The 15,492-nt window shown below is 40.8% G+C and carries 14 protein-coding genes and 2 pseudogenes; 7 read left to right on the forward strand and 9 right to left on the reverse strand.

Going from position 1 to position 15,492, the window contains the following annotated elements:
- Nucleotides 1-30 precede the first annotated feature (30 nt).
- From C3V36_07875 to C3V36_07900, 6 genes and pseudogenes are all read left to right on the forward strand, one after another.
- Nucleotides 31-678: pseudogene (locus C3V36_07875) on the forward strand (ABC transporter ATP-binding protein).
- Nucleotides 671-2,416 carry an ABC transporter ATP-binding protein gene (locus tag C3V36_07880; GenBank protein AVM69167.1) on the forward strand — a complete coding sequence of 582 codons (1,746 nt, stop codon included), beginning with the start codon at nucleotides 671-673 and terminating at the stop codon, nucleotides 2,414-2,416. The pseudogene C3V36_07875 and the gene C3V36_07880 overlap by 8 nt, the downstream one beginning before the upstream one ends.
- A 30-nt stretch (nucleotides 2,417-2,446) precedes the next feature.
- A complete protein-coding gene (locus C3V36_07885) occupies nucleotides 2,447-3,793 on the forward strand; it encodes an MATE family efflux transporter (protein ID AVM69168.1) in 1,347 nt (448 codons plus the stop codon).
- Between the two features lie 319 nt (nucleotides 3,794-4,112).
- On the forward strand, nucleotides 4,113-4,523 hold the full coding sequence (locus C3V36_07890) for a sigma-70 family RNA polymerase sigma factor (protein ID AVM69169.1): 411 nt from the start codon (nucleotides 4,113-4,115) through the stop codon (nucleotides 4,521-4,523).
- A gap of 464 nt (nucleotides 4,524-4,987) precedes the next feature.
- Complete coding sequence (locus C3V36_07895) at nucleotides 4,988-5,218, forward strand: hypothetical protein (protein ID AVM69170.1); 231 nt, start codon at nucleotides 4,988-4,990, stop codon at nucleotides 5,216-5,218.
- 144 nt (nucleotides 5,219-5,362) lie between these two features.
- Nucleotides 5,363-5,566: pseudogene (locus tag C3V36_07900) on the forward strand (recombinase).
- A gap of 58 nt (nucleotides 5,567-5,624) precedes the next feature.
- Here C3V36_07900 and C3V36_07905 read toward each other — a convergent pair.
- Together C3V36_07905 and C3V36_07910 are read right to left on the reverse strand one after the other, a co-directional pair.
- Nucleotides 5,625-7,298, reverse strand: coding sequence for a recombinase (locus C3V36_07905; GenBank protein ID AVM69171.1), 1,674 nt, complete (start codon nucleotides 7,296-7,298; stop codon nucleotides 5,625-5,627).
- A gap of 90 nt (nucleotides 7,299-7,388) precedes the next feature.
- A complete protein-coding gene (locus tag C3V36_07910) occupies nucleotides 7,389-7,577 on the reverse strand; it encodes a transposase (GenBank protein ID AVM69172.1) in 189 nt (62 codons plus the stop codon).
- A gap of 59 nt (nucleotides 7,578-7,636) precedes the next feature.
- Between C3V36_07910 and C3V36_07915 the strand changes: the two genes are divergently transcribed.
- Nucleotides 7,637-7,912, forward strand: a complete 276-nt coding sequence (locus C3V36_07915) for a hypothetical protein (protein ID AVM69173.1) — start codon at nucleotides 7,637-7,639, stop codon at nucleotides 7,910-7,912.
- 96 nt (nucleotides 7,913-8,008) lie between these two features.
- Here C3V36_07915 and C3V36_07920 read toward each other — a convergent pair whose 3' ends face one another.
- The 7 genes from C3V36_07920 to C3V36_07950 form a co-directional block, all read right to left on the reverse strand.
- Complete coding sequence (locus C3V36_07920) at nucleotides 8,009-8,260, reverse strand: helix-turn-helix domain-containing protein (protein AVM69174.1); 252 nt, start codon at nucleotides 8,258-8,260, stop codon at nucleotides 8,009-8,011.
- Nucleotides 8,241-8,684, reverse strand: a complete 444-nt coding sequence (locus C3V36_07925; protein ID AVM69175.1) for an RNA polymerase subunit sigma — start codon at nucleotides 8,682-8,684, stop codon at nucleotides 8,241-8,243. The genes C3V36_07920 and C3V36_07925 overlap by 20 nt, the downstream gene beginning before the upstream one ends.
- Nucleotides 8,685-9,124: 440 nt before the next feature.
- Nucleotides 9,125-10,615 carry an ABC transporter gene (locus C3V36_07930; protein ID AVM69176.1) on the reverse strand — a complete coding sequence of 497 codons (1,491 nt, stop codon included), beginning with the start codon at nucleotides 10,613-10,615 and terminating at the stop codon, nucleotides 9,125-9,127.
- A complete protein-coding gene (locus tag C3V36_07935) occupies nucleotides 10,612-11,355 on the reverse strand; it encodes an energy-coupling factor transporter transmembrane protein EcfT (GenBank protein AVM69177.1) in 744 nt (247 codons plus the stop codon). The genes C3V36_07930 and C3V36_07935 overlap by 4 nt, the downstream gene beginning before the upstream one ends.
- On the reverse strand, nucleotides 11,355-11,942 hold the full coding sequence (locus tag C3V36_07940) for a hypothetical protein (protein AVM69178.1): 588 nt from the start codon (nucleotides 11,940-11,942) through the stop codon (nucleotides 11,355-11,357). The genes C3V36_07935 and C3V36_07940 overlap by 1 nt, the downstream gene beginning before the upstream one ends.
- Nucleotides 11,943-11,960: 18 nt before the next feature.
- Complete coding sequence (locus C3V36_07945; GenBank protein AVM69179.1) at nucleotides 11,961-13,709, reverse strand: multidrug ABC transporter ATP-binding protein; 1,749 nt, start codon at nucleotides 13,707-13,709, stop codon at nucleotides 11,961-11,963.
- Nucleotides 13,706-15,454, reverse strand: a complete 1,749-nt coding sequence (locus C3V36_07950; protein ID AVM69180.1) for a multidrug ABC transporter permease — start codon at nucleotides 15,452-15,454, stop codon at nucleotides 13,706-13,708. Before C3V36_07950 ends, C3V36_07945 begins: the two co-directional genes overlap by 4 nt.
- Between the last annotated feature and the right edge of the window lie 38 nt (nucleotides 15,455-15,492).

Consider the following 15,492-nt stretch of genomic DNA (forward strand, 5'->3'; position numbering starts at 1 on the left):
TTTTTTTATATCATATACTTGACATTGTAGGGAAAAAGTACTTTAGCTAAACTTTTAATTCACTACTATGATGTTTTAGATGGAAGCATAAGCATTGGGGGACAAGACTTACGAGATATAAGATTGGAATCTCTCAATAAGCAAATTTCTTATGTAGCACAAGACCAATATTTATTTAATACTTCGCTTTTAGAGAATATTCGTATTGGTAATTTAGCTGCAAGCGATGATGAGGTTATGGAAGCAGCTAAAAAAGCCCAGTGCATGGAATTCTTAAATAGACTTCCGGATGGTATTTATTCTTTAGCTGGGGAAGCAGGAAAGATGCTTTCAGGTGGAGAAAGGCAAAGAATATCATTAGCGAGAGCTATTTTGAAGAATGCTCCGATTGTTGTACTTGATGAGGCAACAGCCTACGCAGATCCGGAAAATGAAGAAAAAATGGAAGGGGCTATTCGTGAACTTGTAAAAGGAAAAACCTTAATTGTTATTGCACATAAGTTGCCATCTATTGTAGATGCAGATCAGATATTGGTCATGGATCATGGTAATTTAGTTGCGAATGGAAAGCATAAAGATTTATTGGAATCTTCAGCAGAATATCGTAAATTATGGGATGCGACACTATTTAGTAAAGATTGGAAAATCAGCAGAAAGGAAGGTGAAATGAATGTTTAGACTAATTTCAAGAATTTTAAATTTATCAGGTAAATACAAAAACAGAATAAAGTCCGCATTTATATTTGCCTTTGTTGAATCTATATTAAGTAAAATGCCTATATTTGTTGCATTTACCGTTTTGATTGGATTTTATGAAAAAACGAACACCTCCAAAACTTTTCTATATGTAGGAGTAGGACTTGTTTTAGTGGTTTTATTACAAGCAGTGGATCACTTCTTAAGCGATAAATTGCAAAGTGCCGCCGGCTTTATGATTTTTGCTGATAAAAGAATGGAGCTTGGAAATCATCTTAGAAAGCTCCCGATGGGATACTTTACAACAGGTAATTTAGGAAAAATAAATTCTGTTTTAAGTTCGGACATGGCTTTTATTGAAGAAGTTTCCATGAGTACGATTGCAAATATGATGAGCTATGTATTATCAACGCTTGTACTAACAATATTCATGTTTGTTTTAGATTACAGAATTGGACTGATTGCGGTGTGTGTAACATTGGTTGCAACACTGCTTGCAAATAGCATGAATAAGATGTCTTTATCGGAAGCGGCTATTAGACAAGAACAAAGTGAAAAACTAACGGATGCAGTTTTATCATTTGCTGAGGGTATAGGTGTCATTAAAAGTTACAACCTTTTAGGCGAAAATTCTAAATCTCTTACAGATAATTTTGTATCCTCAAAGGACACATCTATAAAATTTGAAAATAAAATAACACCATGGACAACCGGTTTAAATATTATTTATGGAATTGGCATTACATTTATTTTAGCAGCAGCTCTATATCTTAATTATCAAGGAACTTTGGGACTTGCGTATATGTTGGGGCTTATTTTGTTTGTGTTTGACTTATTCAGCCCTTTAAAAACACTTTACGGAGAAGCTACAAGGCTTACCGTAATGAACGCTGCTTTGGATCGCATTGAAGAAGTGTTAAATGAAACTGAATTACAAGATGTAGGCAAAAAACATATCTCAAAATCTGATACCTCAGAACCTGAAATTTGTTTTAATCATGTTAAATTTTCTTATGGCGAAAAAGAGGTCTTACATGATATGAGTTTCAAAATGAATAAGAATACAATGACGGCTTTAGTTGGACAGTCCGGAGGAGGAAAATCCACAGTGGCAAATCTTTTGGCAAGATTCTGGGATGTAGACTCCGGTGAAATTTTGATTAGAGGAGTGAATATAAAGGATGTTTCACTGTCTGAATTGATGTCGGAAATCAGTATGGTTTTCCAGAGAGTTTATTTATTCCAAGATACAATTTTTAATAATATTGCTATGGGAAAAGAAAATGCAACGAAAGAAGAAGTTATAGAAGCTGCCCAAAAAGCAAGATGCTATGATTTTATTATGGCACTTCCTGATGGATTTGACACTATGATTGGAGAGGGAGGAGCAACTCTATCCGGTGGTGAAAAACAAAGAATTTCTATTGCTCGCTGCATATTAAAAGATGCTCCTATTGTAATTCTTGACGAGGCAACAGCAAGTGTTGATGTGGACAATGAAAGCTATATACAGGAAGCAATCAGTGAATTGGTAAAGAATAAAACCTTATTAGTTATTGCTCACAGATTAAATACGATTAGGGATGCCGACAATATTGTTGTAATCAAGGAAGGGAATATTGCAGAACAAGGAAACCATGAGGATTTAATGAATTCAAATGGAATCTATAAAAATATGGTTGAGTTACAAGAAAAGAATAAAGGCATAAAAATCTTATAGAAATATATTTATAGCAATGGAGGAAAATAATTGAAACAAGAAATGAAAGAACAACTACTAAGCAAAAGACCGATAGACTTGCTCTTTCAGCTATCTGTTCCGGCAGTTATAGGAATGATAGTCATCGGTCTATATCCGTTAATGGATGGGATTTTTGCAGGTAAAATCATAGGACAAACAGCAATGACCGCTTGTGGTGTTGCAATGCCCCTCACCTTTTTTAACAGCGGTGTTTCAACCTTGCTTGGTGTAGGTTCTGCGTCTGTCCTATCACGAGCCATTGGAAAAGGGGATCAGAAAACTGTAGATAAAATTATGGGTAACTTAATCTTTTGGGTGATTTTGTTCTCTGCTATCATCACAGTCGGAGGAATCCTCCTCGCACCACACTTTTTAGATATGGTCGGTGCAACAGGTGAAATTAAAGCCTATGGTATCAGATACCTTAGAGTGATTTTTATAGGTTCTCTATTTGTGAACTTTACACAGTCTGCCAATATGGTGATGCGTGGCGAAGGACTGATGAAAAAAGCCATGCTGATTATGGGTTTTGGTGCTTTGCTTAATATCATACTTGATCCGATACTAATGACCGTTATGGGTGAATACGCTATTGAAGGTGCTGCCCTTGCAACGATCACAGCCCAATTTGTTCAAGCTGCTGTAACACTACATTATTTCTTGAAAAAGAGTAAGGTCGTTAAAATTCATAAGATACAGTCTGATGCGGAAATTAAAAAAGAAATGTTTTCTGTCGGTTCATCCGCTATGATGATGCAGCTCTTATTTATGATACAACAAACAATGCTTTATAAAATGGCATTTAAGTATGGTGGGGATACGAACGGAATTTTGATGGCAGCATCGCTTCGTGTATATGCCTTTTCATTTATTCCGCTTTGGGGAATGAGTCAGGGGCTGCAACCTGTGGTTGGTACAAACTTCGGAGCAAAACAGTTTGACAGAGTAAGACAAGGTATGAAGGTATTTTCTATTGGCGGACTTATCCTTGCAGCAATCTTTTGGCTTCCATCTTTACTGTTTTCAAGTCAGATCCTTTCCTTGTTCGGTGTAGAAGCAGGCATTATTGCACAGGGAGTAGGAAACTTCAGATTGTTCTATTCTGTATTTATCTTGTACGGAGTAATGGTGATGACTATTACATTCTTCCAATCAATCGGAAACGGAAAGAAAGCCGGAACTATTGTTATGCTTAGACAGTTATTCTTATTTGTTCCTGCAATGATCTTTTTACCAATGGTATTTGGAATAAAAGCGGTATGGTTCACACAACCACTGGTGGATTTCATTATGATTATGGTTGGAATACTTATGATGCTTAGTGAACTTAATAAAATGGGAAAAGACAAAGCGTAAATACAAGGACATTTGATATAAAAGCGAAAATAATCAAAAGAGGCTGTAGGTATGGATGCTATTTATCTATAATGAACGGAGGGAAAGGGAGATGAACAAGTGTATAAGTTACCTTGTAGAATTGAAATGGAATAAAAACACTCCTTTTTTCTATAATCCTTGTAGTTGTCTGTGATTACGCATACTTTCTTAAACAATTAAATATAATTAGTGTAAAGATACATTTCTTTCATTGTGTAGGACTTCTTATGCCCAGATGCAGAAGTCCTCCTTTTTTTGTCTGAAAAACGGTCAGTCAGAAGAAACGGAGGACTTCAAAATGAAAAAAGAATTTTATCTATATGTAAACGGACAAAAGGTAAAAGTCAGTGAGGAGATATACAAAGTCTACTGGCGGGAAAGAGAACATGAAAAGTATTTAGAGCAGGTGGACAGAAAAAACCACTTGCTCTTTTTTTCGTCCTTGGATCAGGATGGACATTTTGCAGAGAACATCATTGATGAAAGTGTTGATGTCGAAAAGATTGTCGAAACACAGATGATGATTGAAGCAGTCAGAAATGCCATATCAAGACTCAATGCAGAAGAAAGGGACATCATAGAGCGGTTGTACTTTCAGGACGAAACCGTCCGCTCGGTAGCAAGGCTAAAAAGTATCACACACCCGGCTTTGATTAAGAAAAGAAATAAAATCTTAGAGAAGCTGAAGAAATTTATCGAAGAAATTTAGAATTTCGGTAACCAAAGGGGTCAAATTTTCCTTATATAAAGTGAAGGGGAGTTTGACCTCTTTTACTTTCTTTTATTAAGAGATAGGTTGCTATGGCAAATTGGAAAATAGAAAGAAAAATCCCTTTCAAATATTTTGTTCTTTGACAACTGAATAGACCAAGGTAGGACTTTATCTGCTTGTGGAGGATTATGACTTACGCCAAGACCTTTCTGCTGATTGATTTCGGTTTTATGAATACTGGGTAAACCAAGGAAATAAGAAAGTGAGCGACAAATAAGAAAACATAAAAAACAGATGTGGCAGTCTGTTCGTTGATACAAGCAGTGATAATGATACTTCAATAGTTTATGCCGGCTCGTCTGGAATAAGAGGCGGAGGTGAGATTCCTATGTTGTCAGCCAAGACACCTACCAATGTCAAAAAACTTAAAGAAAGAAAATAACGGTGGAAGGAGCTTTTTTATGAACACAGAAGAATTAACAAGATATAAAAATATGTCGGTGAATGAGATTGATCAAAGACTCGTTCCGGACATTGAAGATATAAAGAATAAGAAAAATATGGATCCGCTTTCCATGTATTTTATGAAAGTCGGAAATGTTATCGTCAAATGCAGTTATGCAGGGAACGGAAGAAGCTTAGCGGATTGCTTTTTGTCCTATTTAGAAAAGAAAGCGATGCTGCTTGATTAAAAATATGATAAAAGGGGCAGACTTTTTTACGAATTTATGGTATAATACGAATCAAATAGGGATACAACTTAAATAAGTGCTTGAAAAGACTCCAAGTTATCATATTTCTCTTGAAAAAGAATATGAAAGTTTGGAGGTTTTGTTATGTCTAAAAGAATTTCGGATACCTGTCGGGTAGCCATGTATCTTCGACTATCTCAGGATGACGAAAAATACGATAAAGATTTCAAGGCGGAAAGCAACAGTATTTCCAATCAAAGACTTCAAATCCAAGATTACATTGATAAAAACGAGGAGATGGAGCTTGCAAAGGAATATGTGGATGACGGATATTCAGGAATCAATTTTGTTGAAGTGGGATAACGTAACTTTTTCAAGGGGTGCGTTGTCCCGCTTATTTTTTGCGTCAAATTGCATAGCTCTTGACATTTGCTCCTATCTGTCTGAAATAGGAGATGCTTTCCGTGGGCTGATCGCCCGTTTCTACTCGACCCACAAAGCTATACATGATTTCAATTTTCCGCGTATTTGTTTCCTTGTCCAGCTCGTGGATTAGGATGCGGTCAATAAATTCATGGACATTCTCGTAAGTCAGTTCTTGAATTGCCGTGTACTTGCGCACAATGGCAACAAATTTTCTTACGTCTACGCTGCGCTCGGTAACCTTGTCGATCTCCTGTGACAGCTCTGCAATCCGGCGGGTTAATGTTTCTTTTTCCTCATCATAACCGGAAGTCAGAAACACAAACTGCTCGTCCGAAAGTTTCCCCAAAGCGTTATCCTCATATAGCTTGCGGAACAGGATGTTCAACTCGTTCATTCTTACGGTTGCTTTTTCCAGCTCCTTTTTCTGCCGAGACAATGCCTTTTGCATGGACTTTGCGTTATATTCATTGGCATGCCGGATAAATTCCTTTTCGTGAGTTTTGACATAAGATAATACCCTTTGCAGGTCGGCAAGGACAAGCTCTTTTAGGACACTCTTGCGAATATAGTGGGTGGTGCAAATTTCGCCTGTCCTGATACGGTTACGGTATTTACCGCAGGTGTAGGCGTGTTTTCGCTCCGGCGTTCCGGCTCCCTGTTGTAGATACATCTTGTAGCCACAATCTCCGCAAAAGAGAAGCCCAGAAAACAAATCAATCTCATTTATTTTGTTTGGTCGGTGTTTTGTAGCAATCCGCTTTTGTGCGAGATCGAAGGTTTCTTCGTCAATCAATGCTTCATGGGTATTTGGGAAAAAATATTGCTTTTCTTCAGGGTTTTTCTTTGTCTTTTTTGACTTGTATGACACCTTATAGCTCTTTCCCGTGATAGTATGTCCCAGATATTCCTTTCGGGAGAGAATATCATACAGCGTCTTATCCGGCCAGTTATAGATGCAAGTCGGATGCGGGCGCGGGTGACGGCATTTCCCTGTACGCCGATAGCGTAGTTCGGCGACGGTCAGAATTTTGTTTTCTTTCAGCCAATTCTGTATTTCGCAGATACGGTCGCCTCTTATATACATAGCGAAAATTTGTTTTACTACATGTGTCGTTTCAGGATCGGGCAGGAGATGATTTCGGTTATTTGGATCAGCAATGTATCCGTAAGGTACTTCTCCGTTGACGCGCTCTCCCTTTTGAGCTTTTGCCTGTTTCACGGCACGGATTTTCTTTGAGGTATCGCGGGCATAAAATTCGTTAAACCAATTCCGCAAAGGAGTGAACTCGTTGTCCTCTCTTGCAGTATCCACACCATCATTTATGGCAATATAGCGTACTTCATATTCCGGGAACACAATCTCAATCAGTTCGCCGGTTTTCAAATAGTTACGCCCCAGACGGGAAAGATCTTTGGTGATGACGGTTGACACATTTCCGGCTTCTACCTCTTGTAACATAGCTTGAAGTCCCTTGCGTTCAAAGCTCACTCCGGAAAAACCATCGTCAATGAAAAATCGAGTATTGAAAAAATGGTGTTCATCCGCATACTTCTGTAAAATCAATTTTTGATTTTGTATGGATTCACTCTCACCGGTTTGTACATCCTCTTGACTTAATCGACAATATAAGGCAGTTATCTTGTCTGCTATCATAAAGTAGCCTCCTTTCTATCAGCAGACAAGCATGGTATGTGTACTAATAATATTATACCATAAACCGCTGCTTATATCATGGCTTAAATATTAAAGAACACCCTGATTTCGGGCGTTCTCTTCAATATCTTTTCGGATCAGCTTTTCAATTTTTTTATCAAGGTTGTCCGTTGCTTTATCGCTGAACGACGAACATATAATGTAGGTCGTCTTGCCTATCTTATGCTCCGTCTTTGTGACGGCAAGTTTCTTTTCATTCAAAAGATCAACCCCTTTCATCTGATGTTAAATCAGTCTCTGAATAATGGTTTGTCCATTATTCAGAGTTAATTGATAAAATGGGCTTTAATCGGATGGCTATAAGCATTAGCCTCACGGGAATTTCACCCCTGCATGGTTCTCATCCAGCCCTACCCATTGCCTGCGACGCTTTGAACGCTCGGACTGTGGCTGTAGGGGAGTATCATTATGTATTTTGTGCCGTCATGGCTTGCAAGGTGCTACGCTTGCTTTACGGTAGAATATTTCTCGCTCGGCTTCCGTGTAGGGAAGCGTCATGGCGTATTCTCCGTACAGCTAAGGCACAAAAGGAAAGTGTCCGGTTTGCCCTATGATACGCCGCCGTTATCTTACGGGTATATTTGTCAAAGTACAGGCGGCAGCTTCTTTCTGCCTTGTCTGCGGAAAGGGGAAGGCAGACAGCTGCATTCTTAAATCTTAAAAATCAGGACAGCCTGCATGAGCTTTGAGCGAAGGCGATCCCGCATATCCTCATCTATGCCGTAATAGGTATTTCCCCGTTCATCACGGAGCTTTCTCATAGAAAGGTGTGCGATATAGCCTGCGTAGTGCTGGCAGACAATATTCATTGCCTGCGGCTCTCCTTTGGTTGCGGCTATGATTACCGGATAAGGTAACAGGCCGCGTTCATCGTTTCCTGTTTTACCAGTCGTGGTAGTCATAAGCGTGTTCCTCCAAATAGCGTTTTAACAGCTCAAATGAGCTGGTTCTCCGATACTGCACTGTGCTTCTTGGAATCTGATAGAGCGCTGCTATTTCCGCATCACTCATATCAAAGAAGTAGTAGAGCAGGACGGCTCTTCTTTTTTCTTCCGGCAAGCTGTGGATTGCATCAGCGATAAGCTTTGCACTCAATTCTTTTCCGCCTGCAAAAAAGGTCTGTTCTTCTTTATCTTCTGCAAAGAAATCTTCACAGGTATAAAGCTGATTTTCCTCTTTCGGTGTCAGGTCGGAAAAGTTAATTTCGTTTGCCTGCCGCTTTCTAAGCTCTTTATGGGCATTGATACTTTCGTTCTTCAATGTCCGCTTGCAGAAGCCGTTAAATGCGCAGCGTATCTGCCATTCGGTTCTTTCAGGTTCATCCATGGTATTCACCTCCTTTCGCAGCCGCGAAAGCGGGTAGAATTTCCCCTTTCGTAAACCCTCAACAACGCAGAGCCCAAAACTGCCAAAGAAAAGCGAATATTTTTAGAAAAGAGTTTTTGCGAATGCAAAAAATCCCGACTGCACAGGGCAGCCGGGATCGGACATGAAAAGATAGCTATATGGATATGATTCAACAGGTTATCTGTAAAGACACGGAAACCCGGAAATAGAATATATCCCTTTTAACAAGATTTTAAGATAACGAAGAATGAACACGGCGATACCTCCTTTGATACCGCCGCTTTTCGTAAGCTATGATTGAGTTTAAACTTCCGCTCCTTTATTCATAAGATTAAAACGGCGGCCTTATACAACTCGTATATTGCATTTCTTTGCATAAGAGACTCTCTCCTTTGTAAAATAAGCCGGTAATTACAGCTTCATAAAGTGAAAAATCTTCGTAATCTTTTTCTGCTTATGCTGTTCCAGCCATCACTCCATAACACCCTTCCGTTTTCAATAAATACAAAGTAATTGCAGCACTCCACAATCAATTCGGGATCATGTGTGATTATAAAAATTGTTTTCCCTGTCAGGCTCAATTTTTGCAGATTCTCTGCCACATTTTTCATATGGCGATAATCTAATCCGCTTGTAGGCTCGTCAAAGATAATGACCTGTTTATCGGACGCAATCGCACCGGCAATCGCTACTCGCTGTTTCTGCCCGCCAGACAATGACATAGGATGGGCATCTCTAAATTCTGAAATATGCAGACTTTCCATAATGCTTTCTGCCTCATGCACCGCTTTTTCTTCGTCCGAATTATCCAGACTAAGCAAGATTTCATCCATTACGCTTTCCGTAAAAAGCTGGTGGTTTACATCCTGCATAACCATATAGCAGGTCTTGATTCTCTGATTTGCCATATAAGTTTTTCCATCCATACTCATACAGCCTTTTGCGCTTTGGAGCAATCCGCATAGATTGTGAGCAAATGTCGTTTTTCCGGCTCCATTGTTGCCGACTACTCCAACCACTGAACCTTGCGGAATCATCAAATCTGATATATCAAGCACCTTTCGCTTTTTCTTCTTCCCGCTGGAAGCGCTTTTATAAGAGGCTTCAAAGTCCCTGATATATAGCTGCCTTGTCGCACACACCGCGCTCTGCATTTTGCTAAAATCTTCGGACTGTAAAGCTCTAAGGCCCAGCACGTGCAATTCATCCGTAGATTTCTTTTTGAAGTCAGAAATGGAAAGATTTTCTTTTATTTGCCCGTCCTGCATATACAGAACACGATCTGCAATATCCATCAGGTAATACAGACGGTGTTCTGCAATCACAATCGTTTTTCCTTGTGCTTTCCATTCCCGCAATACATTTTTTAATTCTCTGATTGATTTAATATCCAAATTGGAAGATGGCTCGTCCAATACAAATATATCCGGCTCCATTGCGGAAATGGACGCACAGGCAATTTTTTGTTTTTCACCGCCAGATAATGCAAACAGACTCCGGTTCAACAAATCTTTAATTTTTAATACACCTACGGTTTTTTCTATCCGCAAATTGATTTCATCTGCGTCTATTGCTAAATTCTCGCATCCAAAGGCAATTTCACTGGTGGTATCCACCGTAAAAAACTGTGTTCTTGGATTCTGAAAGACGGAACCAACCACACCGGACAAAGCATAAAGAGATACATTTTTTACATCTATCCCTTTCACAATCGTCTGCCCGGTAAGCGTTCCCTCATAATAATGTGGGATTAAACCATTGATTAAACGTGTGAGCGTTGTCTTTCCGCAGCCGGATTCTCCGCAGATCAAAACAACCTCGCCGTCATGGATTGTCAAATTTATATTTTCGATTTTTCCTTTGGAATTGCCTTGCTCATACTGAAAGGACACATCCTTAAACTCTATCATTTCAGCCCTCCTGAAAAAAGCAGGAACACCAACAGGGCGACAGTAACAATGAACATAAGCGCAAAATCTTTCCAATGGAAACCGATTTTGCAAATGCTTGTACGCTTTTTACCGTTTCCTAATCCCCTTGTCAAAGCTGCCGCAGACAGGTCATTCCCTATTGTTACTACGGACATCATAAGGGGAACAATTCGATATTCTAATACTGCTTGTGGATTCTTGAAGAAATTTTTCCCTGTAATTCCTCTCATACGCATAGCGTTTTCAATAGATTCCGCTTCTTCGGAAATTGTAGGAAAGAACCGGAACATAACAGAAAACGGAATAATAAATGCTTCTGGTATGTGCATACGCTGCATGGCAAGAACAAATTCACTAACCTTTGTAGTCGAAAGAAGATAGTAGCCCATCATGGCGCTGGGAAACCATCTTGTTCCGAATTGAGCCAGCAGCGATATTATAATTGTCCCTATCAGTCCCATATACGGAACAAGAAACACGTTTACCGTCCATGAAACAACAAAAACAATCAGATAGATGATGGCAACCTTTTTCCTCCTGCCCGAAAGCAGGAGGAAGAAGGGTACTAATGCCAGAACCGGCTTTAACCAGAAACTAATACCGTCCGTCTTTCCATCAATCATTACAATACTGAATATTACCAGCATATATAGCTTTGTTCTTGGGTCAAGCCATAAACGCCGCTCCGAATCAACTGACAGTAATAACTCTGGTTTCATTAAACAATGCCCGCCTTTACAAAATGCTTCTTTAAAATGGCCTTGCCTAAATAAGCTCCGATCAATCCGCCAACGATACCTAAAACAATAACCACCGGCAGCATCCAGTTGGCGGTAAGGCCCATCACCGCATTGATGTATTCATCTGTACCTCCTTTGTTTTTGTACGCTTCAAAGAAAGTATCTCTCATAATCCACATAGGCAGCATGGAGCCGATTACCCATTCAGTAAACACACAATATCCCAACACAGTATGCTTCCAGCTTTTATATTCGCCAGCCTTGAACAGCAGATCAGCCAGAAAGCCGAACACGATTCCGAATGGAATTGAAATCCAGCTTTGTCCCATCAAAAAGCAGAGAACACTCACCAGCGTACCCATAATGGTAACAGCGCCGAATTTCCCGGTCTTTGTCAGAAACAGCATGAGCGGGATGCCGCCCAGTATTCCCAACACCAGCGGGATAATGACTGCAAAGATCGGGATGTAGCCCAGCATACCCGCGATGAAGAACATCACAAAGTAGATAACAGTAAAGATACCGATGTTGATAAAATCTTTCGCGTTCAATTTTTTCTTGTCCATTGTAGGAACTCCTTTCTTTTATGCAAGGCTGTCAGCCTTGATTTTCCAACCGATGGCTTTTTCTCTCATTCCAACAAAATCCGCATAAATACCAGCTTGTTTAATAAGCTCGTCATGCGTACCTTGTTGAGAGATTTCGCCCCGGTTGATAACGATGATTTGATCCGCATTTTTTACGGTTTTCAACCGATGAGCAATCATAATGATCGTCTTTCCCCGTGTCAATGCTTCAATCGCTTTCTGAAGCTCTGCCTCGTTTTCAGGATCGACATTTGCCGTGGCTTCGTCAAGAATAATGATGGGAGCATCTTTCATAATTGCCCTTGCAATAGAAATTCTTTGTTTTTCGCCGCCGGAAATGGTTGCGCCGCTTTCTCCAATCACAGTCTGGTAGTCCTCCGACAATGCTGAGATAAAGTCGTGGCACCTTGCAGCCTTTGCCGCCTTTACCACATCTTCATGGGTGGCATTAGGGGAGCCGAATTTGATATTGTTCTCAATCGTGTCCGGGAATAGATACACATTCTGAAATACCATGCTGATATTTTTCATCAGGCTGTCCAGCTTGTAATCTTTGACATCAATACCGCCGATACGGACACTTCCGCTGTCAACATCCCAAAAACGTGCAATCAGATTTACCAGCGTGGTTTTTCCAGAGCCGGACGGACCGACAATCGCTGTCGTGGTTCCTTGTGGAATCGTGAGAGATATATGGTCGATCACTTTTTTATCTCCGTAGGAGAAACTCACATCCTGCATTTCAATATCTAACCGGGCGGGGGACTGCTCCTTACCGTCAATGTCAATCTGAGGACTTTGATTGATTTCCTCTACACGGTCAATAGAGGCGTCGATCATGGAAAGCATAAAGAACATTTCTCCCGCGCTTTCCAACTGGCTATATACCATAAATGCCGACACTAAGATTATCAGGCAATACGTTAATTCCAGCGTACCATTTATAAAAAGCGCGATAGAACAGAAAACGGCGGCGGCACTGGCAATCCGAAGGACAACCTGCTCGGCAGCTATATAGGGAATCCTTTGCCTTTCAATAAGCTGGTTCTTCTTCTGTGTTTCATCAATGGATTTTTCCAGTGTAGTATTTGACTGCTTTGCCATGTGAAACGCCCGCACAACGCCCATTCCCTGTATGTATTCCAGTACGGCATCCATAAATTCCGTTTGCGCCTCTAACCGTTTGGGGGATAATCTTTTTGAGCAGCGCAGGAGCATTGTGTTGATTACCATAAACAAAATCACGCCAGCCAAAAAGATCAAACTGATCTTCCAGCTAAAGTAGCACATGGCGACAGAAAAGATACTGGCGTGGATTACACCTACCAAAGTTCGCACGATGATAGCAAAGGACATACTTTCAAGGTCGCTCATGGTCGCTGTTGAAACGGATGTGAGATTGCCCAGACTATGGCTGTTGAAATAGCCCATCGGCATATATTTCATGCGGTTGCCAATTTGAATCCTCTTGTCCTCACACATTCGGTAGCTACCTTCGCCTTCCTTGCCATGCGCCAGATACCAGAAAATAATGGTGCCGATCACACTGACTAACATAATGCCAAAGGCAAACAGAGCGGTCTGTGCGGTAATATTGTCACGAACCAGTCCATCCAAAACTACCAGAAGGGCGGCAAATTGCAGAGCTTCTAAAATGCAACGTATGATTTCATAAAAGAGTCCCAAATACCAATTCCGGCTCTGGCGGCCTGCAAATTCAAAGAATTTCCGAAAAGAACGTATCATACTGTTTTCACCTCCTTTGCGTCCATATGAGCTGTCCACATCGTATGATAAAGACTGCACTCTTTTAATAATTCCTCGTGCGTTCCTTTTGCCTGAATTGTCCCATCCTTCACAACAACAATCTGGTCGGAATCCGTTGTTGTTGACAGGCGGTGAGCAATTACAATCAATGTTTTTCCCTTTGTCAATCGGCTGATTGCCTCCTGTATCACCGCTTCATTTTCTGGGTCAGTGTAGGAAGTTGCTTCATCAAGAATCACAATCGGGGCGTTTTTCAGCATGGCTCTGGCAATCGCGATTCTCTGGCGTTCTCCACCAGACAAATGCCCTCCGGCACCGCCAACCACAGTTTCATATCCATGATCAAGGTTCATAATAAACTCATGGCAGCCGGAAGCCTTTGCAATCTGTTCCACTTCGGAATCACTCGCCTCCGGCTTTCCCATACGGATATTGTTACGCACCGTATCGTTAAACAGATAATTGTCCTGCGATACATAGGAAATTAAATCGTTCAGTTGGTCGCTGGAGATTTCTTTTACGCTTTTATCGCCAATCGTAATCAATCCCCCTGTCACATCCCAAAATGACGCAATCAATTTTGCAATCGTTGATTTTCCGCTGCCGGACGGACCTACAAAAGCTGTAATCTTTCCCTGTGGAATTGTCAGATCAATTCCTTTCAATACCTCTTTTTCCTCGTATGCAAAATGAACATTTTCCAGAGAAATATCAAGGTTTTGCAAATCGCATTTCCCCTCTGGCCGGACAAGCTCCGGCTGGTTTAATATACTGTCAATCTCACCCATTACAGTGCCTATTTTTGCAATATCATCGGTAAAGAACATTGCGGCTACAAGCGGGCCTGCAATTCCCAACGACAGGACAGTTACCGTAATAAAGGTGGCGGCTGATAGGGAACCATTTATGTAAAACAGGCATCCAACGGGGAGTACACTAATCAACGCTGCAGGCCACACACTCATCATAATCGCTGAATATTTTTGTGTATCTTTCATCCAGTCTAAAATCAAGTCTGCGTTTGCATGGACGGCATCTGTAAATTTCTGATAGGAATTATCTGCCTGATTAAACGCTTTAATGACTTCGATACCGCCGATGTATTCTACCGTTGTTGCGCTCATGTGATTTCCGGCTTTTACAACTTCACCATACTTCTTGGGATATTCCTTCATCATTCCCATGTAACACATCATTCCAACAGGAATAGTAATCAGCGATACTAACGCCATTCGCCAGTCCAGAATGAACAGATAAACGATGATTGCGATTGGGACAAGAAGATTTGAAGTCATTTCCGGGATTACATGAGCAAGGGGAACCTCTAACTGTTCAATTCGCTCCACCATACCGTTTTTTAACTGCCCGGACGGAGTATTGAGAATATAACCCATAGGCACTCTGGTAAGTTTTGAAGCAATTTTCCGCCTTGCCTCGGACAGGACTTCAAAGGTCGCTTCATGGGACGCCCTTGTGGAAATCCCCATCAATATTGCTTTTAGGACAAAGCAGCCGCCGGAAATCAGACACCACACCATGTAAAATAATAAATCCCGATTCCCGGAGAGCAATTCAATCGTCATTCTGGCTGTTGCAAAATATGGAACGATACCAAAGGCAACTCCCAACACAGCAAGGACGACAGAAACGATGTAGCCAGTCTTATGCGGTCTTGCAAACTCTACAAGTCTGCCAAATGGATTGCCGCCCTGTGACTGATTCATATAAATCCCTCCTTTGGTTAGATTTTGCTAACTCTTAT

It is taken from the genome of Lachnospiraceae bacterium oral taxon 500, from assembly GCA_002999035.1.
Taxonomy (GTDB): Bacteria; Bacillota; Clostridia; order Lachnospirales; family Vallitaleaceae; genus W11650.